Source organism: Variovorax sp. 10L426, from assembly GCF_056395305.1.
The window spans coordinates 61,551-84,509 of the sequence record NZ_JBFTJF010000008.1 but is presented as its reverse complement, the minus strand read 5'-3'; the positions used below and the strand labels follow the sequence as shown (position 1 = coordinate 84,509).

Sequence of the window (22,959 nt, the reverse complement as noted above, 5' to 3'; positions counted from 1 at the left end):
AACAACATGACTTCGTACCGAGGCAACCCCGACGCCGTGCGCGCGCTGGTGCAGGCCGATCGCGTGCACCGCGACCTCTACACCAGCGCCGAACTGTTCGAGCTGGAGCAGGAGCATTTCTTTGCGAACACCTGGAACTACGCAGGCCACGAAAGCCAGATCCCGAAGCCGGGCGACTACCTGAACACCGAGCTCGCCGGCCGGCCGCTGATCATCGTTCGCCACACCGACGGTTCGGTGCGCGCGATGATGAACCGCTGCGCCCACAAGGGCTCGCGACTCGTGACGGCGCCCTGCGGCAACACCGGCAAGTTCTTCCGCTGCCCCTACCACGCATGGACCTTCAAGACTGACGGCTCGCTGCTGTCGATCCCGCTCAAGAATGGCTACGAGGGCACGCAACTGCACGAGTGCGAGTCTGCCAAGGGCCTGACCACGCTGAAGAACGTGCGCAGCTACCGCGGCTTCATCTTCATCAAGATCAACGATGTCGGCCCCGACTTCGAGGCGTATTTCGGCGACTCGTTGAGCTCCATCGACAACATGGCCGACCGCTCGCCTGAAGGCGAACTGGAGATTGCCGGCGGCTGCCTGCGCTTCATGCACCAGTGCAACTGGAAGATGTTCGTCGAGAACCTCAACGACACCATGCACCCCATGGTGGCGCACGAGTCCTCCGCGGGCACGGCCAAGAGCATGTGGGCCGACAAGTCCGCCGATGAACCGAAGCCGATGGCCATCGAGCAGTTCGTGCCCTTCATGTCCGACTACAAGTTCTTCGAGGACATGGGCGTTCGCACCTACGACAACGGCCACAGCTTCACGGGCGTCAACTTCAGCATCCACAGCAAGTACAAGGCGATCCCCGCGTACGACGACGCGATGAAGGCTCGCTACGGCGAGGAGCGCACTGCGCAGATCCTCGGCATGGCGCGGCACAACACCGTCTACTACCCCAACCTGACCATCAAGGGCGCGATCCAGGCGATCCGCGTGGTTCGGCCGATCTCGGTCGACAAGACCTTGATCGAGAGCTGGACTTTCCGCCTGAAGGGTGCGCCGCCTGAATTGCTGCAGCGCACGACCATGTACAACCGGCTCATCAACTCGCCGTTCTCGGTGGTCGGGCATGACGACCTGCAGGCGTATCGAGGAATCCAGGCAGGGTTGCACGCGAGCGGCAACGAATGGGTCAGCCTGCATCGCAACTACGACCCGGCCGAAACCAAGGGCGGAGAGATCACGACGATCGGCACCAGCGAACTGCCGATGCGCAACCAGTACAGAAGCTGGGCCCAATACATGACGGAGACGATGTGATGCAGCCCGACGTGACCCGCCAGGATCTCATCGATTTCGTCGTCAACGAATCCCGCCTGCTCGACGCCAAGCGCTACGAGGAATGGAACGCACTCTTCACGGACGACGCGTTCTATTGGGTTCCGCTGGTGCCGGACCAGGAAGACGGCATCAACCACACCTCGCACCTCTACGAAGACAAGCTGTTGCGCGACCTGCGCATCGAGCGGCTCAAGAGTCCGCGCGCGTTTTCGCAGCAGCCGGCGAGCCGTTGCCACCACTTGTTGCAGACACCGACCGTCGAGGAATTCGATGCGGCGGCGAACCGTTTCGTCGTGCGTTCGGAGTTCCACTACACCGAATCGCAGGGCGACGAGCTTCGGTTCTACGTCGGCACCTTCTTCCACCACCTCACGGTGCAGGACGGCGCTTTGCGCATGACGCTCAAGCGCGTCAACCTGCTCAACTGCGACGCGGCCCTGCCGGCTGTGCAGCTCTTCATCTAGGTCCGCCATGCACGTAACTGTTCACGGGGCCTTCAGCGCGAGCGCGCGGCGCACGCCGCAGGGCGAATTCCTGTTCACCGAATCGGTCACTGCGGAGGCCTATGGCATTGCACCCGGCCCGATCCTCTGGAGCGCCGCCGCGGCCGAGGTCGATCGACTCCGGGCCGCCTACGAGAAGGCAGGCTACGGCCATGGCCATCGCGTCGGCCTGTTGCTGGAAAACCGGCCGGCCTTTCTCTTCCATTGGTTCGCTCTCAATGCACTGGGCGTGAGCGTGGTGCCGATCAACGCGGAAATGCGGTCGGCCGAGCTGAGCTACCTGATCGGCCACAGTGAGATCGCACTGGCCGTGACCTTGCCGCACCGCGCGGCCGACCTGCGCGCCGCCGCCGAGACCGCCGGCCGGCCCTTCGAAACCATGGGGCCGGATGATGCCGTTCCAACATCGAAGACCGCGCCACCACATGCTGGCGAGCCAATCGGCCTCGCGACAGAATGCGCATTGCTCTACACCTCGGGCACCACCGGGCGGCCCAAGGGCTGCATGCTGTCGAACGAGTATTTCCTGCGCGCAGGCCAGTGGTACGCGGAGCTGGGCGATCTCTGCCCGGTCCGGCCCGATGCCGAACGCATCATCACGCCGCTGCCGCTCAATCATGTGAACGCGATGGCGTTCTCGACCATGGTGGTGCTGGTCGCCGGCGGTTGTCTGGTGCAACTCGATCGCTTCCACCCGAAGAGCTGGCTCCAGAGTGCACGTGAGAGCCGGGCCACGATCGCGCATTACCTCGGCGTGATGCCGGCGATGCTGCTGTCGGCGCCCGCGGCGACATCGGACCGCGAGCACGCCATCCGCTGGGGCTTCGGTGCCGGCGTGGACCGCAAGAACCACGCGCCGTTCGAATCGCGCTTCGGCTTCCCGTTGGTCGAGGCCTGGGCGATGACCGAGACCGGCGCTGCCGCGTGCGTGATGGCGAACCACGAACCGCGCCATGTCGGCACGAGTTGCTTCGGCCGCTGCGAGGAATTCGCCGAGATTCGCCTCGTCGACGACGAGGGCCGTGATGTCGCCGATGGCACACCGGGCGAACTGCTCGTGCGGTCTTCCGGCGCCGATCCGAAGCGCTATTTCTTCTCCGGCTACCTGAAAGACGAAGAAGCCACACGTAATGCCTGGGCCGATGGCTGGTTCCACACCGGCGACATGGTGCGACGCGATGGCGAAGGCAACTACTACTTCGTCGATCGCAAGAAGAATGTCATCCGCCGCAGCGGCGAGAACATCTCCGCTGTCGAAGTCGAAAGTGTGCTCAACCAGCACCCGGCCGTGAAGACCTCCGCCGTCGCAGCCACGCCGGACACCGTGCGCGGCGACGAAGTGTTGGCATGCATCGTGATGTGCGATGACATCGATGGATCTTCGCCGGCGGAGATCGCGGCCAGCATTGTCGAACACGCGCTGGCGCAATTGGCCTACTACAAGGCTCCGGGCTACGTCGCCTTTGTCGATGCACTGCCGCTCACGGCCTCGCAGAAGATTCAGCGCGGCCAATTGCGCGAACTGGCCCAAGCATTGCCGGGCCAACCGCACTGCATCGACACCCGCTCAATGAAGAAGAGGCAGTCATGAAGCGCAGGCTTTCCTACGAAGGCGTGGCCGTAGCGGTGCCCGTGACGGTGCCCTACATGCGCTATTCGACGCACACGGCGCACTGGTTCCTCGGCCAGGCCATCGAATCGCTGGTGAAGGCCAGCGGCGTCAAGAAGGATCAGATCGACGGCTTGTGCGTGAGCAGCTTCTCGCTGGCGCCCGATACCGCGGTCGGCGTGACGCAGCATCTGGGTCTCTCGCCGCGCTGGCTCGACCATGTGCCGACCGGTGGCGCATCGGGCGTGATGTGCCTTCGCCGTGCAGCGCGCGCAGTCCAGTCGGGCGACGCCGACGTGGTGGCATGCGTCGCGGCGGACACCAACCATGTCGATTCGTTCCGGCAGACGTTGGGCAGCTTCAGCAACTTCGCGCGCGACGCGACCTATCCCTACGGCTCTGGCGGACCGAACTCGATCTTCGCCATGATCACGTCGAACTACATGCGCACGTTCGGTGCGACGCGCGAGGACTTCGGCCGCATCTGCGTCGACCAGCGCAGCAACGCGCTCAAGAACCCGCATGCCATGTTCAAGAAGCCGCTGACGCTCGAAGAGTACATCTCGGCGCGTCCGATCTCCGACCCGATCCATCTCTTCGATTGCGTGATGCCTTGCGCCGGCGCGGAAGCCTTCCTCGTGATGAGCGAAGAGCGGGCGCGCGACCTCGGACTGGCCCACGTGGTGATTCGCGGCGCGATCGAGCGGCACAACGCGTATTCCGAAGACCCGGTGATGGTCCAGGGCGGCTGGCGCATGGACCGCGACGATCTCTATGCCCAGGCCGGCGCGAAGCCTGCCGACATCGATTTCGTGCAGACCTACGACGACTACCCCGTCATCGTGATGATGCAGTTCGAGGACCTCGGCTTCTGCGAGAAGGGCGAAGGCTCGGCCTTCGTGCGATCGCACAGCATGACGAACGACGGCACCTTCCCCAACAACACCAGCGGCGGCCAACTGTCGGCCGGGCAGGCGGGTGCGGCGGGCGGTTTCCTCGGGATGACGGAAGCCATCCGTCAATTGACCGGCACCGCCGAGGCGCGCACCGTGCCTGATGCGACATTGGGTTTGGTCGCCGGCTTCGGCATGGTGACCTACGACCGCTGCCTGTGTACGGGCGCAGTGATTTTCGGAAGGCCGTCATGACCATGCCCCTGATGCGCCCCAAGCGCAAGAACCCGGTGCTGCGCACCCGGCAGATGAACCTGCCGCCATGGGCGCGCGGCCGTGTCGCGCTGGGCATCACCGCCGCTGCCGCCGAGGGTCGCTTCGAACTGCAGACCTGCGAAGACTGCGGCACGGTGCAATACCCGCCGCGCGAAGCCTGCCACAAGTGCCTGTCGCCGCGACTCCACTGGCGCGAGCAGAGCGGTGAAGGCGAGTTGCTCAGCAGCACCACGCTGCATCACAGCAACGACTTGTTCTTCCGCGAGCGACTGCCCTGGCGACTGGGCCTGGTGCACCTCGATGCCGGTCCGACGCTCATGGTCCACCTGCATGGCGAGGTCGGCGATGCCCCGGCGCGCGTGCGTGTCGGCGCCCGGCTCGACCGCGCCGGGCAGGCCGTACTCATTGGATTTCCGAACGAAGGGAGCCCCCACATGGCTGACGACAAGATGCTGAGAGAAATGACGAGCGACCCGAAATTCCGCAAGGTGCTCGTGACCGATGGCAAGACCGAAGTGGGGCAAGCCATCGTGCGCGCACTGGTCAAGGCCGGGGCCGACATCGTCTGGGTCGGCCATGCCGAGCCCTGGAAGAAGATGGGCGGCCTGGAGGACATCACCGCCTTGCCGCAAGTCACGCTGGTGCCGCTCGATCTCACCAATGGGCGCTCGGTGAGCGAACTGGCCGGCGAGATCGGCGGCAAGGTCGACATCGTGATCAACAACGCCGAGGTGCATCGCAGCTTCGGCATCGGCGCGCGGCGCGGCACGGACGTGGCCAAGGCCGAGATGGACATCAACTACTTTGGCCTGCTGCGTCTCGCACAGGAGTTCGGGCCGGCGCTCAAGGGTCGTTCGGCTGACGGGGTGACCGGCGCGACGGCGTGGGTCAACCTGCTGTCGATCTACGCGCTGAGCAACTTCCCGCCCCACGGCACGTTCAGCGCGTCGAAGGCCGCTGCGCATTCGCTGGCCCAATGCCTGCGCGCCGAAATGCGGCCGGCCGGCATCCGCGTGATCAACCTGTTCCCCGGTCCGATCGACGACGAATGGAACCAGCACACGCCGCCGCCGAAGCTGGCGCCGGGCGCGCTGGCCAACGCCATCGTGAAGGCGCTGCGCGATGGCGTCGAGGACGTGTACCCCGGCGATGTGGCCCAGGAGTGGCTGGAGCGCTGGCGCGACAACCCGAAGGTGCTGGAGCGCGAACTGGCGGCGGGCGGAAGCTGAGCCCAGGAGAAGATCAATGACCACAGCAACAACCGAACTGATGTCCACCGCCGAAATCCTCGGCGGCCTGGTGAGCGCCATGTCGACCGGCCGCATCCGCGTCGTCGACCTCACGCAGACCCTGACGCCCGAGTTTCCGCAGATCGCTTTGCCGCCCGAGATGGGCCAGTGTTGGCCCTTCCGCATCGAGGAAGTGTCGAAGTACGACGAGCGCGGACCCGGCTGGTACTGGAACAACTTCTCCTGCGGCGAGCACACGGGCACGCACTTCGATGCGCCGATCCACTGGATCTCGGGCCGCGATCTGCCGAACAACTCGGTCGACACGATCCCCGTTCAGCACTTCGTCGCGCCGGCCTGTGTCATCGACTGCTCGCCGCAGGTGAAGGACGATCCCGACTACCTGCTCACCATCGAAGACATCGAGCAATACGAGGCGAGTCATGGCCGCATCCCAAAGGGCGCCTGGGTGCTGATGCGCACCGACTGGTCGAAGCGCCAGGACCCCGAGGCCTATCAGAACTTCGACGAGACCGGCCAGCACACGCCGGGCCCGAGCACGGAGGCCGTGCGCTTCCTGGTCGAGCAGCGCGATGTGCTCGGCTTCGGCTCCGAGGCCATCGGCACCGACGCGGGCCAGGGCTATCACCTGCGGCCGCCGTATCCGTGCCACTACTACATGCATGGCGCGGGACGCTATGGCTTGCAGTGCCTGAGCAACCTCGACCTGCTGCCGCCGGCCGGCGCGGTGCTGATCTGCCCGCCGCTCAAGATCGAGAAGGGCAGTGGAAGCCCGCTGCGCGTGCTTGCGCTGGTGGGAGCTTCGGCATGAGTGCATCAGCGAAGGTGGCCGCAGTCACTGGCGGCAGCGCCGGCATCGGCAAGGTGATCTGCGAAGACTTGCTCGCACAGGGCTACGAAGTGGTGTCGCTGGCAAGGCGGCGTGCTGACATCGACCATCCGAAGCTGCACAGCATCGAGGTTGATCTCGCGGACCGCGCCGCCACCACTCAGGCCGTGGCTGAATTGGTTCGTCGCTTCGAGGTGACGACCGTCGTCCACAACGCCGGCGTGATCCGCCCCGCGCTGCTCGCCGACGTCAAGCTCGATGATCTCGATGCCCTGGTCGACTTGCACCTGGGCTGCGCGATCCAGCTCGTGCAGGCCGCATTGCCCGCGATGCGCGCGCAGCGCTTCGGCCGTGTGGTGCTGCTGTCGTCGCGCGCAGCGCTCGGCCTGGCCACGCGCACGAACTACTCGGCCACCAAGGCCGGCATGCTCGGCATGGCGCGCACCTGGGCGCTCGAACTCGCGCCCGAGGGCATCACGGTGAACGTGGTCGCGCCGGGGCCGATCCGCACCGACATGTTCTACGACGTCGTCGAAGCCGGCAGCGAAAAGGAACGCGCGCTCGCGGCATCCGTGCCGGTGCGGCGACTCGGCGAATCGGCCGATGTGGCACGGGCCGTGCGTTTCTTTGCCGACCCGGCGAACAGCTTTGTCACGGGGCAGGTTCTTTACGTGTGCGGCGGCACCAGCGTGGGCAGTCTGGCCCTGTAGCAGTGCACCGTCCGCAAATTCACCCACCTATCGTTTTCTCTCCCTTGTCGTCGCGCCACTGGCTCGATAGTATTGTTTAACTCTAAATATTTCACAAATCATGTGGTTGTTCATTTCTAGGAGCCTTGCATGAAAGTCCTGACCCGCATCCGCACCATGGCCGGCGTTGCCGCCGCCGCCGGTGTGCTCACCGCAGCGAACACGTGGGCCGCCGACCTCAAGGTCGGGTTCATCACTTCGCTGTCGGGGCCGGTTTCCTCGCTCGGCATTCCGTACGACAAGGGCATCAAGGCCGCGGTCGCGTACAAGTCTGAACTCAACGGCCACAAGATCCAGCTGGTGCAGCTCGACGATGCGTCGGACCCTTCCACTGCCGCACGCAACGCGCGCAAGCTGATCGACGAGGACAAGGTCGACGTCATCATCGGCACGGCCGGTTCGCCGGGCGCACTCGCGATCGCCGCCGTYGCGCGCGAAACCAAGACGCCGCTGATCTCCATCGCCAACGCCAACTTGCCCGGCGAAGAAGGTGCATGGATGGTCACGCTGCCGCAGCCCGCGCCGCTGATGGTGAGCGCGGTGGTCGAACGCATGAAGAAGTCGGGCGTGAAGACGGTCGGCTACATCGGCTTCTCCGACGCCTGGGGTGACCTCGTCTACGACGCGCTGCAGAAGAGCGCCGAGCCGGCCGGCATCAAGGTCGTGTCGAATGAGCGCTATGCGCGCGCCGATGCATCGGTGACGGGCCAGGTGCTGAAGATCGTCGCGCTGCGTCCCGATGCGGTGATCACCGGCACGTCGGGCACGCCCGGCGCGCTGCCCTATCTGGCGCTCGCCGAGCGCGGCTACAAGGGCCAGATCTATGGCACGCACGCCTTGATCAACCCCGATTTCGTGCGCGTCGGCGGCGCTTCGGTCGAGGGCCTTCTGGCGCCGACCGGGCCGGTCATCGTCGCTGAGCAGTTGCCTGACAGCAATCCGATCAAGAAGGTGTCGATGGACTTCCGCAACGCCTATCAGAAGGCCAACGGCGCCATGCCGACCGATGCTTTCTCCGCGTACTCCTTCGACGCGTGGCTGCTGTTCCTCGATGCCGCCTCGCGCACCAAGGGCGAGCCCGGAACGCCGGCCTACCGCGTGGCATTGCGCGATTCGATCGTCAGCACCAAGGAGCTGGTCGGCACGCACAGCGTCTACAACTTCAAACCCACCGATCGTTACGGCTCCGACGAGCGTTCCCGCGTGATCGTCAAGCTCGATAAAGGCCAATGGAAGCTGGTGAACTGAACATGCGCAATCTCACTCGACTCCTCGGCCTGACCGCCATCGCTCTCGCTGCAGCACACGCAGCAGCCGCGGACCTCAAGGTCGGCTTCATCAGCTCGCTCTCGGGCCCGGTCTCGGCGCTCGGCATTCCCTATGAAAAGGGCATCCGCGCTGCCATCGCCGAGCACCCGATGCTGGCCGGCCACAAGGTCGAGCTCATCGTGCTCGACGATGCCTCCGATCCGACGACCGCAGGTCGCAATGCACGCAAGCTGGTGGTGGAGGACAAGGTCGACGTGCTCATCGGTACTTCGGGCGTTCCCGGTGCGATGGCCATCGCCGCTGTCGCGCGCGAACTCAATACGCCGCTGATCTCGCCCACGCCCGTCACCATTCCCGGGCCGGAAGGCGCTTGGACCGTCACGGTCTCGCAGCCTTTCCCGCTGATGGTGTCGGCGGTCGTCGAACGCATGAAGAAGTCCGGCGTGAAGACAGTGGCCTACATCGGCTTCTCGGACGCGCTAGGTGACCTGGCCTACGACTCGCTCGTGAAGAGCGCGGACGCGGCCGGCATCAAGGTCGTGGCGAACGAGCGCTATGCGCGCAGCGATTCGTCGGTCGCCGGCCAGGTGCTGAAGATCATTTCGGCGCGGCCCGATGCGGTGTTCGCCGGCAACTCCGGCACGCCGGGCGCGCTGCCTTACCTCGCGCTGGCGGATCGCGGCTACAAGGGCCAGATCTACGGCACGCACGGCTTGATCAATGCAGACTTCGTGCGCGTGGGCGGCGCCTCCATCGAAGGGCTGCAAGTGCCGAGCGGGCCGGTGCTGGTCGCCGACCAGTTGCCCGACAGCAATCCGATCAAGAAGGTGTCGATGGACTTCCGCGATGCCTACAAGAAGGCCAACGGCTCGGCACCGAACGATGCTTTCTCGTCCTACACCTACGACGCGTACCTGCTGCTCGCGGATGCGGCCTCCCGCACCAAGGGCGAGCCTGGCACGCCGCAGTACCGCACGGCGCTGCGTGACGCCATCGTGAGCACGAAGGAGCTGACCGGCACCCACGGCATCTACAACTTCAAGCCCGACAACCGCTACGGTTCGGACCAGCGCGCAGTCGTCATCGTGCGAAGCGAAAAGGGCCAGTGGAAGCTGGTTCCCTGACCTGACGCAAATCCAGGAGACCCGCGATGAACACCTACCGCAATCGCCCCGACGCAATCAAAGCGCTTGTGCAGGACGACCGCGTGCATCGTGACGTCTACCTGAGCGAGGAACTCTTCGCGCTGGAGCAGGAGCAATTCTTCGCCAACACCTGGCTTTACGTGGGTCACGCGAGCCAGGTGCCCAATGCCGGCGATTTCTGGTCGCTCGACCTCGCCGGCCGGCCGGTGATGATGGTCCGCCAGCCCGACGGCACGGTCCGCGTGTTCTACAACCGCTGCGCGCACAAGGGCAGCCGGCTGGTGTCCGACGAGTGCGGCAACACGGGCAAGTTCTTCCGTTGCCCGTATCACGCCTGGACCTACAAGCTCGACGGGGCGCCCCTCGGCATTCCGCTCAAGAGTGGCTATGAAGGCACGCGCCTGAGGGAATGCGAATCGGGCCAGGGGCTGACGGCGCTCAAGCATGTCACCGTCTACCGCGACTTCGTCTTTGCCCGGCTGTCAGACGACGGCCCGGAGTTCGGCGAGTACTTCGGCGAGGTGCTGAGCGCCATCGACAACATGGTCGATCGCTCGCCCGAGGGTCGGCTGACCGTCGGCGGGGGTGTGATGCGCAACGTCATCCACTGCAACTGGAAGATGTACCTGGAGAACATCAACGACACGGTGCATCCGATGTCGACGCACGAATCCGCCACGCAGGCCGCCGATGCGCTCTGGCAGGGCCGCGCGCCCGACGAACCCAAGCCGATGGCGATGGAGCAGATCCTGCCCTTCGGTTCGGGCTACGACTTCTTCGACAAGATGGGTGGCCGCGTGTTCGCCAACGGGCACAGCGTGCTCGGCGTCAACTTCAGCATCCACTCGAACTACGCGCAGTTGCCGGATTACGAAGCGGCGATGCGCGCCGCTCACGGTGCCGAGCGTGCGGTGGAAATCCTGCAGCGCTCACCGCAGAACTCGGTCTTCTTTCCCAGCCTGTCCGTCAAGGGCTCGCCGCAGGCCATCCGGGTGATTCGCCCGCTGGCCGCGAACCGCACGCTGATCGAAGCCTGGAGCTTCCGCGCTGTCGGTGCGCCCGACCTGCTCTTCGAGCGGGCCATGAGCTACAACCGGCTCGTCTTCTCGCCGATGTCGGTCGTGGCGCACGACGACGTGCATCTCTTCGAGAGCATCCAGCAGGGCCTCCGCGCGGAAGGCAACGAGTGGGTGAGCCTGCATCGAGATTTCGATCCTGCCGAGCTCGCGCAGTCGTCGATCACCACCAACGGCACCAACGAACTGCTGATGCGCAACCAGTTCCGCGCCTGGGCGAAGTTCATGACGGCAGGCATGGAGACCCAACCATGACCGATCCCCGCGACTTCATCGCCGAGGAAGCGGCGCTGCTCGACGCACGCCGCTTCGACGACTGGCTGGCGCTGTTCGCCGAAGACGGTCGCTACTGGGTGCCGTTGCTGGGTGCGGCGCAGGTCGATCCGCAATCGCACAACTCCATCGCCTACGAAGACCGCCTGCTGCTGCAGTTGCGCATCGACCGTCTCAAGAACCCGCGTGCGCATTCGCAGCATCCGGCCAGCCATTGCCAGCATGTGCTGCAACGCTCGGTCGTCGAGCGCGAGGACGCCGCGAGCGGCGAAGTCGCGCTGCGCACGCCTTTCATCTATGTCGAGGCGCGCGGCGAGGACCAGGTGACGCTCGCTGGCACCTGCCGCCATCTTCTCGTTCGCGACGCGGCCGGCTGGTCCATCCGGCTCAAGCGCATCGATCTTCTCAATGCCTGGCGCGCCCTGCCGGCCATCCAGTTGTTCATCTGAGCGAGTTGCTCATCCATTTCACCCCACCAGGAGTCACGACATGAAGAGCTTGATGCAGACCTTGACGCGCACCGCGCTTGTTGCCGCGCTGGGCGCCGGTCTCGCGATGACCGCGTTCGCCGCCGATCTCAAGGTCGGCCTGAGCGTTTCGCTTTCCGGTCCCAATTCGTCTCTGGGCGTCCCGTACGCCAAGGGCATGCAGGCCGCGCTTGCCTACAAGCCGGAGGTCAACGGCCGCAAGATCCAGTTGATCGTGCTCGATGACGGCTCTGATCCGACCACGGCCGGGCGCAACGCGCGCAAGCTGGTGGAAGAAGACAAGGTCGACATCCTGATGGGCACTTCGGGCGTGCCCGCCGCGATCGCGATGGCGCAGGTCGGCCGCGACGCCAAGGTGCCGATGATCGGCCTCACGCCGATCCAGCTCGACCCGGCAGAAAACGCCTGGGTGTTCACCGTCGCGCAGCCGACGCAGTTGATGATCGACGCCGTGGTCCAGCGCATGAAGAAGGACGGCGTCAAGACGGTGGGCTACATCGGCTTCTCCGACGCCTGGGGCGACCTCGTCTACGAAGCGCTGATGAAGTCGGCGCCCGCTGCCGGCATCAAGGTGCTGGGCAACGAGCGCTATGCACGGGCCGATGCCTCGGTGACCGGGCAGATCCTCAAGCTGCTGGCGATGAAGCCCGACGCGGTGATGACCGGCGGTGCCGGCACGCCGGGCGCGCTGCCTTTCCTGGCATTGAACGAACGTGGCTTCAAGGGCCCGGTGTATGGGCAACACGGCCTCATCAACCCCGACTTCGTGCGCGTCGTCGGCGCCGCGGGGCAGGGCGCGCTGATGCCGACCGGCCCGGTGATCGTCGCCGAGCAATTGCCGGACGAATACCCGACCAAGAAGATCGCGCTGGACTTCCGCAAGATCTTCCAGAAGGTCAACAACGCGCCGACCAGCGACGCCTTCTCGGCTTATTCCTTCGACGGCTGGCTGGTCTTCACCGACGCCGCTGCGCGGGCCAAGGGCGAGCCGGGTACGCCCGAGTTCAGGCTGTCGCTGCGCGACGCCATCGCGAGCACCAAGGAGGTCGTTGGCACGCACGGCGTCTACAACTTCAAGCCGGGAAATCTCTACGGCGTGGACGAGCGCGCCCGCGTGATCGTGAAGCTGGACAACGGCCAGTGGAAGCTGGCGCAATGATGGCCCACCCCTCGAACAGGGGCACCCTGCGCAGGGCATTCCAACACTTCTGAGGACTTCTGCAATGACATGGGACGTGGCGCTCATCCTGGGCACTGACGGACTCGCCAATGGCGCGGTCTATCTGCTCGCCGGGCTGGGACTGGTGCTGATTTTTTCCGTCACCCGGGTGGTGTTCGTGCCCTTCGGCGACATCGCGGCCTTTGCAGCGCTGACGCTGGCGGCCTTCGAGACCGGCCGTCTGCCGCCGACCATCGGGCTGGTGATCGTGCTGGCCGCGCTCGCGGTGCTCACCGAAGTCGGAAGCCTGATCCGAAGGGGCGAGGCCGCGAAGATTCCCAAGGCCATCCTGGCCTGGGGCGTGCTGCCGCTCGTGCCGTGCGCCTTGGCCTGGGCCGCGTCGCGGGCCGGCGCGCCGGCCGCGGTGCAGATTGCCGTGACGGTGCTGCTCGTGGTGCCGATCGCGCCGCTGCTGGCGCGAGTGGTCTTCCAGCCGATCGCCGACGCGTCTGTGCTGGTGCTGCTGATCGTCTCCCTTGCGCTGCACTTCCTGCTGTCGGGCCTCGGCCTGCTGTTCTTCGGCCCTGAAGGCTCGCGCACCAACCCGCTCGCCAGCGGCGTCATCTCCATCGGGGAAAGCTTCACGGTGAGCGGGCAGGTGGTGTTGATGGTGGCTTCGGCGATCGTGTTGAGCGGCCTGTTCTTCCTCGTCTTCGAACGAACGGTCGCGGGCAAGGCGCTGCGCGCCACGGCCGTCAACCGTGTCGGCGCGCGGCTGGTCGGCATCCGTCCGGCGCGCACCGCGCTGCTGGCCTACGGCAGTGCCTCGTTGCTGGCGGGACTGATCGGTGTGCTCATCGCGCCGGTGACAACCATGTACTACGACTCCGGCTTCATCATCGGCCTGAAGGCCTTCGTGGCGGCGATCATCGGCGGCCTCGTGAGCTACCCGATGACGGCCATCGGCGCGCTCGCGGTGGGCGTGGTGGAAAGCTTCGCATCGTTCTGGAGCGGCGCGTTCAAGGACGTGATCGTGTTCAGCCTGCTGATCCCGGTGCTGATGCTGAGGTCGTACCTCACCGTTCACTCCGAAGAGGAAGACGACGAGGTGGACCAATGAGCCAATCGATCGGAACACCGGGCGAGGCGTCGCTTGCGCTCGGCGAAAAGACAAGCAAGGTGACGGTTGCGCAGGGCAGCCTGCTGAGCCAGCGCCGTGTGTGGATCGGCCTGGTCGTCGCAGCGTTGGCTGTCGCGCCGATGCTGGCCGGCAACTTTACTGTCTCGTTGTTGAACGACATCGGCATCGGCGCGCTCGTTGCGCTGGGGCTCGTGCTGCTCACCGGCATCGGCGGCGCGACGTCGTTCGGCCAGGCGGCCTTCGTCGGCATCGCGGCCTATGCGACGGCATGGCTCACGACCGCGCAAGGCATGTCGCCGTGGATCGGGCTGCTGTTCGCGTTGTTCCTGACCGGCGTTTCGGCGCTGGCGATCGGCATGCTCACGCTTCGCTTGGGCGGGCACTTCCTGCCGCTGAGCACCATCGCCTGGGGACTGTCGATCGCGATGCTGTTCGGCAATGTTGATGCGCTGGGGCGTCATACGGGCCTGTCGAACATCCCGGCCTTGACCATCGCCGGCTGGTCGCTGGCCGATCCGCGCGCGATCTACTACCTGATCTGGGCGCTCGTCGGGCTGGCCTTTCTGTTCAGCGTCAACTTGCTCCAATCGCGGCCGGGTCGCGCGATTCGCAGCCTGCGCGGCGGGGCGACGCTGCTGGCGAGCGTGGGCGAGGATGCGTATCGCGTGCGCCTCTCGCTCTTCGTCACAGCCGCGCTGTTCGCCGGCCTCGCAGGCTGGCTCTACGCGCACATGAACCGCTTCGTGAGCCCATCGCCCTTCGACGTGCGGGCAAGCATCGAATACCTGCTGATGGCCGTGGCCGGCGGGCTGGGGCAGCTCGCCGGCGCATTGGTCGGCTCGGCGCTGGTGCTGGTGCTGAAGAACGCGCTGCAGGATGTGCTGCCGATGCTCACGCAACGCGCGGGCCAGTTGGAGGCGGTGGCCTTCGCGACGCTCTTCATCCTGCTGCTGCATTTCGCGCGCGGTGGTTTGATGGGCTTCGTGCGCCGCTGGACGCACGGCCGCTTCGCCGCGCCCTCGCGCGAGGCGATGGCACCCGTGGCGCCGCTGCCGCATCGCACGCTGCCGCAACGCGGCTCGCCGATCCTGTCCGTGGCGGGCGCGGTCAAGCGCTTCGGCGGGCTGGTCGCGGTGAACGACGTGAGCTTCGATGTGAACGCCGGCGAGATCATCGGCCTGATCGGGCCGAACGGCGCCGGCAAGTCGACCATGTTCAACCTGCTGACCTGCACGCTGCCGATGACGGCAGGACAGGTGCGCTTCCTCGGGCAGGACATCGCGGGCATGCCGCAACGCAAGGTTGCGCGGCTCGGCTTGGCTCGCACCTTCCAGCACGTGAAGCTGCGGCCGCACATGAGCCTGCTGGACAACGTGGCGCTCGGCGCGCATTCGCGGACCACCTCGGGCCTGCTCAAGGCGGGGTTGCGGCTCGACCGCGCCGAGGAGCGCCAGATTCTTCAGGAAGCACAGCGGCAACTCGACCGCATCGGCCTTGGTGACCGCGCACACGAATTGGCGGGCAGCCTGCCGCTCGGCACACAGCGCATCCTGGAAATCGCGCGCGCACTCGCGGCGGACCCGGTGCTGCTGGTGCTGGACGAGCCGGCCGCCGGTCTGCGCCGCAAGGAAAAGATGGCGCTCGGCGACCTGCTGCGCAAACTGCGGGAGGAGGGCGTGACCATCCTCATCGTCGAACACGACATGGACTTCGTGATGAAACTGGTGGATCGGCTCGTGGTGATGAACTTCGGCTCCAAGCTGGTGGAGGGCGTGCCCTCCGCGGTGCGTGCGGACGAGCGCGTGCAGGCTGCCTATCTCGGGAGCGTCGTATGACGGCAATGCTGGAGATCGGTGATCTGCATGTTTCGTATGGGCAGGTAGACGCCGTACGCGGTGTGTCCCTGAAACTCGAGCCTCGTGAAATCATTTCAGTGATCGGCCCCAACGGCGCAGGCAAGACCACGCTGCTCGCCGCGGCCATGGGCTTGCTTCCAAGCAAGGGCACTCTGCGTTTCGAAGGCGAGGACTTGCATGGCCTGGATGTGGAGGCACGCGTCGAGCGCGGCCTTTGCCTCGTGCCCGAGAAGCGCGAGCTCTTCGGCGAGCTGAGCGTGCTCGACAACCTTCAGCTCGGCGCGTTCTCGAAGCGTCTGCGCAGCGATGCGCTCAAGCGCCGCCTGCAATCCGTCTACGACCGCTTTCCGCGCCTGGCCGAACGCCGGGCACAACGCGCCGATACGCTGTCGGGCGGTGAACGCCAGATGCTCGCGGTCGGCCGTGCATTGATGTCGGCACCGCGCCTGCTGATGCTCGACGAACCCAGCCTGGGGCTCGCGCCGCTGATCGTGCGCGACATTCTCACCATCGTGCGCAAGCTGCGCGACGACGGCGTGTCGATCCTGCTGGTGGAGCAGAACGCCCGCGCTGCGCTCGAAAGCTCCGACCACGGCTACGTGCTCGAAACCGGCGAGATCGCGCTGTCCGGCGCTTCGGGCGACCTCGCCAGTGATCCGCGCGTGCAGGCGACCTATCTCGGCGGAGGCACACATGACGACGACTGAGGCCCGCGCCCTGCCGCCCGCGCAGCGTACGCTGCCGGCGATGCTTCAGCGACAGGTTGCGCTCTTCGCAGGCGGGCCGCTGCTTCGAATCGCGGGGCGCGCGTGGACGCATGGCGATGCCGCCGCCGCGGCTGCGTCGCGGGCATCGGCGTTGGCGCAGGCTGGGGTCACGCGCGGCGACCGGGTCGCGCTGATGTGCGGCAACCGCATCGAATTCCTCGAAGTCTTCCTCGGCGCGGCTTGGATCGGTGCCGTGGCGGTGCCGATCAACACCGCCTCGATGGGTCCGCAGATCGAATACTTCCTCGCCAACAGCGAGGCGAACCTGCTGGTCATCGAGGCGGAATTCGTCGAGCGACTTCGCACCGCGGATCTGGCCGGCACGAAGCTGCGCGAGGTCTGGGTGATCGGTGAGGCACAGGGGGTACAGGGTGATGGCGCCGACGCTTGGCAGCCGGCTGCAGCGGTGCGCGTCAGGTCGTATCCTGCAGGCGTTGAGTCCATCGCCCCGGCCGATGTGCAGCCGGGCGATCCGCTCGCGATCCTCTACACCTCCGGCACCACCGGCCCCGCCAAGGGCGTGGTCTGCCCGCACGCGCAGTACTTCTGGTGGGGCGTGAACAGCGCCGAGGTGCTCGGCGTCGGCGGCGACGACGTGCTGTGCACCACGCTGCCGCTCTTCCACATCAACGCGCTCAACACCTTTGCGCAGGCCGCCGTCACCGGCTGCGAGGTGGTGTTCGAATCGCGCTTTTCAGCATCGGGCTTCTGGCCGGCCATGCGGGCCAGCGGAGCGACCGTCGTCTACTTGCTGGGTGCCATGGTGCCGATCCTGCTCGCGCAACCCGAGGGCAGCGGCGAGCGCGACCACCGCGTGCGCACCGGGCTCGGCCCCGGCGTGCCGGCGGCGGCTGCCAAGGCCTTCTTGGAGCGCACCGGCGTGCAGCTGCTCGAAGGCTACGGCTCGACCGAGACCAACTTCGCGATTTCCACCGCGCCGGATTCACCGCGCGGCGGTGTGATGGGCTGGCTGCGTCCTGGCTTCCAGGCGCGCGTGGCAGACGATGACGATGTCGAGCTACCACCCGGCGAGGCTGGCGAACTTCTGCTGCGCGCCGACGAGCCCTACGCATTTGCGAGCGGCTACTTCAACATGCCGGCCAAGACCGTCGAGGCGTGGCGCAATCTCTGGTTCCATACCGGCGACCGCGTGGTCCGCGACACGGACGGGGCCTTCCGTTTCGTCGATCGCATCAAGGACGCGATCCGGCGGCGCGGCGAGAACATCTCTTCCTTCGAGGTCGAACAGGTGTTGCTGAGCCATCCCGGCGTGGCCTCGTGCGCGGTCTATCCCGTGCGGTCCGAACTCGCGGAAGACGAAGTGATGGCTGCGCTGGTGACTCGTCCCGATCACCGCATCGATCCGCAGGAACTCATGGTTTTTTGCGAAGCGCGCCTGCCTTACTTCGCCGTGCCGCGGTATGTCGACCTGCTGGACGACCTGCCGCGCACCGAGAACGGCAAGGTGCAGAAATACAAGCTGCGCGAACGCGGTGTGACCGCCGACACCTGGGACCGGCGCCCCACCGGGCGCAAGTAGCATCATGTTCTCGCTGTCCGGCCGAACGGCTTTCGTGACCGGTGCGGGGCGGGGGCTCGGCGCGGCGATTGCGCGGGGATTGGCCGACGCGGGGGCGAAGGTCGTCTTGACCGACATCGACGGCGCAGCGGCGAACACAGGCGCAACCGATCTGCAGAACGCCGGGCACGAATGCATCGGGATGCCGCTGGACGTTCGTGAAGAAATGGCCTTCGTCCGCTGTTTCGACACCGCCGTGGGGCACTTCGGCGCGGTCGACATCCTGGTGAACAACGCCGCGTTGACACCATCGACTTCGTTGTGGGACATCGACGCCGACGAATGGGACCGCGTGATGGCCGTGAACCTGCGCGGCAGCTTCCTCGGCTGCCGCATTGCCGGGCGGCACATGCGTGACCGAGGTTGGGGTCGGATCATCAACCTGTCATCGATTGCCGGCCAACAAGCGAGCGCGGCGACTGGAGCCCACTATGCGGCGTCGAAGGCCGCCTTGCTCGCGCTGACTCGCTCATTCGCGCAGGAACTCGCGCCGCAAGGCGTGACTGTGAATGCGGTCGCTCCCGCCGCGATCCGCAGCCCTTTGCTCGACGCGATGGACGAGGCGCGGCAGCGCGCGGTGCAGGCCTCGATCCCTCTGGGCCGATTCGGCAAGGCGGAGGAAGTGGCCGCGGCCGTCGTCTACCTTGCATCGGACGCCGGCGCTTTCACCACCGGCGCGACGCTCGATCTCAACGGCGGGCGGTTGATGCGCTGACGGCGGCCGAGATACGTACGGATAAAATTATTTAGTTGTCAACCAATTGAGTCCGCCATGAACAATGCCCTGAACGGTCGCCATGCCGTCGTCACCGGTGCCGCACGCGGAATCGGTGCAGAGATCGCGAGAACCCTGGCCGCCGAAGGCGCCCGCGTCACCCTGCTCGGCCGTGATCGCGCCGCGTTGCAGCGCGTGCAGGACGAACTGCCCGGCACCGGTCACGGCGTCGCTGCCGTTGACGTGAGCGATGCGGAATCGGTGCGTGCCGCCTTCGAGGCACTCCGTGCCGCATCCGGGCCGGTGGCGATCCTCGTCAACAACGCGGGCCAGGCGGAGAGCGCCCCGTTCCTGAAGACATCGTTGGAACTGTGGCAGCGGATGCTGGCGGTCAATCTCACCGGCAGCTTTCTTTGTGCACAAGTCGCATTGCCGGACATGCTCGACGCGGGCTGGGGCCGCATCGTGAACATCGCAAGCACGGCGGGGCAGAAAGGCTACGCCTACGTGGCCGCGTACACGGCCGCCAAGCACGGCGTGATCGGACTCACACGCTCACTCGCGCTCGAAGTGGCGCGCAAGGGCATCACCGTCAACGCCGTCTGTCCCGGCTACACCGACACCGACATCCTGCGCGCCAGCGTTGCCAACGTGGTCGGCAAGACCGGCCGCAGCGAAGCCGATGCGCTTGCGGAATTCGCCGGCGTCAACCCGCAGCGCCGCATCGTGCAGCCCGCCGAAGTGGCCGACGCGGTGCGCTGGCTTTGCGGAGAGGGTGCTGCCTCGATGACCGGGCAGTCCATCTCCGTGTCTGGAGGAGAAGTGACGTGATGGACGACAGCACCAACGACCCTTCGCACGCTGCGCTGAGCGACGCCGAGGAACTGGGCCACGAGGCGCGCGCCGGCCACGAGGACCATGCGGTGCTCAAGCTCTGGCTGCGCATGCTCGCGAGCACCACGCAGATCGAATCCGAGATCCGAAAGCGCCTGCGGGAACGCTTCGGCATCACGCTGGCGCGCTTCGACTACATGGCGCAGCTCTATCGCTATCGCGACGGGCTCAAGATGCGCGTGCTGTCGCGCTATCTGATGGTGACCGGTGGCAACGTGACCGGACTCACTGACGAGCTGGAGCGCGAAGGCGTGGTGTCGCGCACGCCGAGCCCCGACGACCGCCGCGCATGGATCGTCAGCCTCACGGCCAAGGGCCGGCGAAGCTTCGAGGCCATGGCCAAGGAACACGAGCAATGGATCCTCGAGATGTTCTCGGGGCTCGACATGAAGACGGTGCGGCAACTGCACAGCCAACTCGGGCAACTGCGCGTGCACGTAATGCGCAGCGAACCCTCTTCCGAGGAGAACTCGTGAGCGAAAACGTTGCAGCGGAATTCCGCCGCGAGCGGCTCATCCGCTTCTCCGACTGCGATCCCGCGGGCATCGTCTTCTATCCGCAGTACTTCGTGATGTTCAACGGCCTGGTGGAAGACTGGGTGAACGAGGGACTCGGCATCGGCTATCGCCAGCTCATCGTCGACCAGCGCGTCGGCCTGCCCACGGTGCGATTGGAAGCTGACTTCCGCGCCGTGAGCCGGATGGGCGACCACGTGAACCTCGGACTCACGGTGGAGCGCCTGGGCACACGCTCGATCACGCTGGGACTGCACTGCTTCGATCACGACGGCGAGACGCGCATGCGCATGCGGCAGGTGCTGGTGACCACCTCGCTCGAAAGCCATCGCGCGATCGAGATTCCGGCGGCGCTGCGCGAGGCGATCTCACGTGGGACACAGGCCGAAGCCTGACGCTCCCGCGGTTCAGGCCGCAAGCGTCTGTCGCGGCCCGGCGGCCGCTTCGCCCTGCGGCGCAACCGCCTCGAAGCCTCCCGCCTCGAGTTCTCCCGGCCGCTGCACCACCACCGGCTCACGCCGCGTCTTGTTGAACAACAGTCGCGTGACATCCGGCCGCGAATAGTGGCCCGTGGGGTCCCCAGCCGCCTTGGCCAGCGAGATCATTCCGAGGTCGATATCGGCCACCACCAGGCCTTCCTGGTCTTCCGGCAGGTTGGTTCCCAGTGGCGAGCCGTCCGGCCCGTAGATGCGCGCAAAGCCGCCACCCGCAAGCAGCATCTGTTGCTTTCCAGGATCGGTGCAGAGCATCTCGTGCATCGCCTTGGACACCGTGGCGCAGGGCGCGATCACGAAGCACTGACCCTCCGCCGCATACACCTGGCTTGCGGCGTTGTTGACTTCCGCGCCCAGCGCATAGGCGGCGCCCCGATAGAGCGAGAAACTGGGCCACGCGCCGCAATGGATCTGCTCGTTCTGCGAATACATAGCGTACTTGCTGAGCGGCTGGAGATGCTCCCAGCAGGAGAGCGAGCCGATGTTGCCGACCGGCGTCTCGATCACGCTGAGGTCCGATCCGTCGCCCTCGCCGAAAACGGTGCGCTCGACGTGCGTGGGCTTGAGCTTGCGGCGCGTCTGCAGCGTATTGCCCTGGTCGTCGATCAGCGCCTGCGCGATATACAGACTGCCGGCTGCTTTCTCGCTGTAGCCGAGCGAAACCCACATCTTGTGCTTGCGCGCGGCATCCCTGACGCGATCAAATTCGGCCGAACCGACGACGAGAGAGTTGTCGTGATAGCGCTGCACGAACTGCATGCCCCAGGCTGGCGAATCGAGCCAGATCCACCACGGATAGCCCGGCACCCATGTTTCCGGGAATGCGATCAGATTCACGCCCTGGCCTGCCGCCTGCGCGATCAGGTCGATGGTCTTGTCGATCGTGCCGTCGAGGTCGAGGAACACGGGGGCCGCCTGCACGGCGGCGACGCGAAGACGGGGATGGGCTTTGCTGGACATCATGGGCTCCGGGTGGTTGGAAGGAATCTCTTCGGGTTAGCGCGGTGGCATGCGCGTTGCTTGAAGCGTAAGTTCGCCGCCAGAATGCGCCTTGTCCGGAACGCGCGGCGTTCTTGATTCAGCGTTGCAACGCCGAATTTCGGAAGGAGCCTCTGATGGCCCGGCTGCTCAGCACCGACCTCGTTCCCCACGACCAGCGTCTCGCGTACTGGACGGACATGATCTGCAATGTCTACGTCCAGCTCGGCTGCGATCCGGTCCCGGGCCCGGGCGGCCGGGGCGATTTCGAAGGCAGCATCCGGCAGCACACCCTGCCGAGTCTCGACGTGTCGGTGGTGACCTCCGGGCCGCAGAAAGTCATGCGCACGCCCGGCCACATTGCGCGGTCTTCCGACGACTACTTCCTGGTCAGCATCCAGGCGCGCGGCCGCGGTGTGGTTCGGCAGGACGGGCGGGACGCCGTGCTGTCGGTGGGGGATTTCGCGCTGTACGACAGCACGCGGCCCTATCAGCTGCTGTTCGACGACGCCTTCGAGCAGATCGTGCTCAAGCTGCCGGGCGAGCGGCTCCGCAGCGAACTGCGCGAGACGGAAGCGCTGACCGCCACGACCGTGTCGGGCCGCGAGGGTGCCGGCCATCTGCTGCTCGGCATGATCCGGACGCTGCGCGAAGACATCGACACGCTGCAGCCCGCATCGGCGCTCGCCGTGGCGAACGGGGTGCTCAACATCCTCGTCGCGGGCCTGCAGACGCTGCCGGCGGCGCGCTCGCCGGCCCTGAGCAACCTGACGGCATTCCATCTCGCGCGCATCAAGCGGCGCATCGACGCGCGGCTGGACGATCCTGCCCTGTCGGTGGGCGCGCTGGCGGAGGAACTCGGCATGTCGGTCAGCCAGATCCACCGCGTGTTCAAGAGCGAGCCGTTGACGCCATCGCAGTACATCTGGGAACGCCGGCTCGAAGCCTGCAGCCGCGACTTGCTCGATCCGCGTCTTGCGGGCCGCACGGTGGGTGATATTGCCTATGGCCGGGGCTTCAGCGACGCAGCGCACTTCAGCCGCGCCTTCCGCGAGCGCTTCGGCTGCTCGCCGCGCGAGTGGCGCCAGCAGATCCCGCACTGAGCCCCACTGAACCCACATCGGCTCTCGAATTGGATTCAGAATGATGCACACGAAACA

General features: G+C 66.1%; 22 protein-coding genes. 21 read left to right on the top strand and 1 reads right to left on the bottom strand.

The features are described 5' to 3' along the window. The first annotated feature begins 6 nt into the window (after nucleotides 1-6). From AC1DHL_RS13625 to AC1DHL_RS13530, 20 genes are all read left to right on the top strand, one after another. A complete protein-coding gene (locus AC1DHL_RS13625) occupies nucleotides 7-1,320 on the top strand; it encodes an aromatic ring-hydroxylating dioxygenase subunit alpha (RefSeq protein ID WP_478162301.1) in 1,314 nt (437 codons plus the stop codon). After that, the gene (locus AC1DHL_RS13620) at nucleotides 1,320-1,805 is read left to right on the top strand and encodes an aromatic-ring-hydroxylating dioxygenase subunit beta (RefSeq protein WP_478162300.1); all 486 of its coding nucleotides are present in this window, start codon (nucleotides 1,320-1,322) and stop codon (nucleotides 1,803-1,805) included. The genes AC1DHL_RS13625 and AC1DHL_RS13620 overlap by 1 nt, the downstream gene beginning before the upstream one ends. A 7-nt stretch (nucleotides 1,806-1,812) precedes the next feature. Continuing rightward, nucleotides 1,813-3,435: an AMP-binding protein gene (locus AC1DHL_RS13615; protein WP_478162299.1), complete on the top strand. Its 1,623-nt coding sequence runs from the start codon at nucleotides 1,813-1,815 to the stop codon at nucleotides 3,433-3,435. Then, nucleotides 3,432-4,601 carry a thiolase family protein gene (locus tag AC1DHL_RS13610; protein ID WP_478100431.1) on the top strand — a complete coding sequence of 390 codons (1,170 nt, stop codon included), beginning with the start codon at nucleotides 3,432-3,434 and terminating at the stop codon, nucleotides 4,599-4,601. The genes AC1DHL_RS13615 and AC1DHL_RS13610 overlap by 4 nt, the downstream gene beginning before the upstream one ends. After that, nucleotides 4,598-5,851, top strand: coding sequence for an SDR family NAD(P)-dependent oxidoreductase (locus AC1DHL_RS13605; protein WP_478100429.1), 1,254 nt, complete (start codon nucleotides 4,598-4,600; stop codon nucleotides 5,849-5,851). The genes AC1DHL_RS13610 and AC1DHL_RS13605 overlap by 4 nt, the downstream gene beginning before the upstream one ends. Before the next feature lie 16 nt (nucleotides 5,852-5,867). Further along, entirely contained in the window at nucleotides 5,868-6,683 is an 816-nt protein-coding gene (locus tag AC1DHL_RS13600) for a cyclase family protein (protein WP_478100427.1), read from the top strand. Continuing rightward, entirely contained in the window at nucleotides 6,680-7,411 is a 732-nt protein-coding gene (locus AC1DHL_RS13595) for an SDR family NAD(P)-dependent oxidoreductase (RefSeq protein ID WP_478100425.1), read from the top strand. The genes AC1DHL_RS13600 and AC1DHL_RS13595 overlap by 4 nt, the downstream gene beginning before the upstream one ends. A gap of 129 nt (nucleotides 7,412-7,540) precedes the next feature. Then, entirely contained in the window at nucleotides 7,541-8,698 is a 1,158-nt protein-coding gene (locus tag AC1DHL_RS13590) for an ABC transporter substrate-binding protein (protein WP_478100423.1), read from the top strand. Between the two features lie 2 nt (nucleotides 8,699-8,700). Continuing rightward, the gene (locus AC1DHL_RS13585; RefSeq protein ID WP_478162298.1) at nucleotides 8,701-9,843 is read left to right on the top strand and encodes an ABC transporter substrate-binding protein; all 1,143 of its coding nucleotides are present in this window, start codon (nucleotides 8,701-8,703) and stop codon (nucleotides 9,841-9,843) included. Nucleotides 9,844-9,869: 26 nt separating this feature from the next. Then, complete coding sequence (locus AC1DHL_RS13580) at nucleotides 9,870-11,195, top strand: aromatic ring-hydroxylating dioxygenase subunit alpha (RefSeq protein ID WP_478162297.1); 1,326 nt, start codon at nucleotides 9,870-9,872, stop codon at nucleotides 11,193-11,195. After that, nucleotides 11,192-11,662 carry an aromatic-ring-hydroxylating dioxygenase subunit beta gene (locus AC1DHL_RS13575; protein ID WP_478100418.1) on the top strand — a complete coding sequence of 157 codons (471 nt, stop codon included), beginning with the start codon at nucleotides 11,192-11,194 and terminating at the stop codon, nucleotides 11,660-11,662. The genes AC1DHL_RS13580 and AC1DHL_RS13575 overlap by 4 nt, the downstream gene beginning before the upstream one ends. 40 nt (nucleotides 11,663-11,702) lie before the next feature. Continuing rightward, nucleotides 11,703-12,860 (top strand): ABC transporter substrate-binding protein, encoded by a 1,158-nt coding sequence (locus AC1DHL_RS13570; RefSeq protein WP_478100416.1) that lies wholly within the window; start codon nucleotides 11,703-11,705, stop codon nucleotides 12,858-12,860. A gap of 64 nt (nucleotides 12,861-12,924) precedes the next feature. After that, nucleotides 12,925-13,980: a branched-chain amino acid ABC transporter permease gene (locus AC1DHL_RS13565; RefSeq protein ID WP_478100414.1), complete on the top strand. Its 1,056-nt coding sequence runs from the start codon at nucleotides 12,925-12,927 to the stop codon at nucleotides 13,978-13,980. Nucleotides 13,981-14,120: 140 nt separating this feature from the next. Further along, the gene (locus tag AC1DHL_RS13560; protein ID WP_478162373.1) at nucleotides 14,121-15,836 is read left to right on the top strand and encodes a branched-chain amino acid ABC transporter ATP-binding protein/permease; all 1,716 of its coding nucleotides are present in this window, start codon (nucleotides 14,121-14,123) and stop codon (nucleotides 15,834-15,836) included. Further along, nucleotides 15,833-16,564, top strand: a complete 732-nt coding sequence (locus tag AC1DHL_RS13555; protein ID WP_478162296.1) for an ABC transporter ATP-binding protein — start codon at nucleotides 15,833-15,835, stop codon at nucleotides 16,562-16,564. The genes AC1DHL_RS13560 and AC1DHL_RS13555 overlap by 4 nt, the downstream gene beginning before the upstream one ends. Then, nucleotides 16,551-18,164 (top strand): ATP-dependent acyl-CoA ligase, encoded by a 1,614-nt coding sequence (locus tag AC1DHL_RS13550; protein ID WP_478162295.1) that lies wholly within the window; start codon nucleotides 16,551-16,553, stop codon nucleotides 18,162-18,164. The genes AC1DHL_RS13555 and AC1DHL_RS13550 overlap by 14 nt, the downstream gene beginning before the upstream one ends. 4 nt (nucleotides 18,165-18,168) lie before the next feature. Continuing rightward, a complete protein-coding gene (locus tag AC1DHL_RS13545) occupies nucleotides 18,169-18,918 on the top strand; it encodes an SDR family NAD(P)-dependent oxidoreductase (protein ID WP_478162294.1) in 750 nt (249 codons plus the stop codon). Between the two features lie 57 nt (nucleotides 18,919-18,975). Next, nucleotides 18,976-19,749: an SDR family NAD(P)-dependent oxidoreductase gene (locus tag AC1DHL_RS13540; RefSeq protein WP_478162293.1), complete on the top strand. Its 774-nt coding sequence runs from the start codon at nucleotides 18,976-18,978 to the stop codon at nucleotides 19,747-19,749. Next, nucleotides 19,749-20,288, top strand: coding sequence for a MarR family winged helix-turn-helix transcriptional regulator (locus AC1DHL_RS13535; protein WP_478100404.1), 540 nt, complete (start codon nucleotides 19,749-19,751; stop codon nucleotides 20,286-20,288). The genes AC1DHL_RS13540 and AC1DHL_RS13535 overlap by 1 nt, the downstream gene beginning before the upstream one ends. Then, nucleotides 20,285-20,722, top strand: coding sequence for an acyl-CoA thioesterase (locus AC1DHL_RS13530; protein WP_478162292.1), 438 nt, complete (start codon nucleotides 20,285-20,287; stop codon nucleotides 20,720-20,722). Before AC1DHL_RS13535 ends, AC1DHL_RS13530 begins: the two co-directional genes overlap by 4 nt. 12 nt (nucleotides 20,723-20,734) lie before the next feature. On the opposite strand, the gene AC1DHL_RS13525 is transcribed toward AC1DHL_RS13530, so the two are convergent. After that, nucleotides 20,735-21,781 (bottom strand): carbon-nitrogen hydrolase family protein, encoded by a 1,047-nt coding sequence (locus tag AC1DHL_RS13525; RefSeq protein WP_478162291.1) that lies wholly within the window; start codon nucleotides 21,779-21,781, stop codon nucleotides 20,735-20,737. A gap of 155 nt (nucleotides 21,782-21,936) precedes the next feature. Between AC1DHL_RS13525 and AC1DHL_RS13520 the strand changes: the two genes are divergently transcribed. Beyond that, nucleotides 21,937-22,902, top strand: a complete 966-nt coding sequence (locus AC1DHL_RS13520) for an AraC-like ligand-binding domain-containing protein (RefSeq protein ID WP_478100395.1) — start codon at nucleotides 21,937-21,939, stop codon at nucleotides 22,900-22,902. Nucleotides 22,903-22,959: the final 57 nt, after the last annotated feature.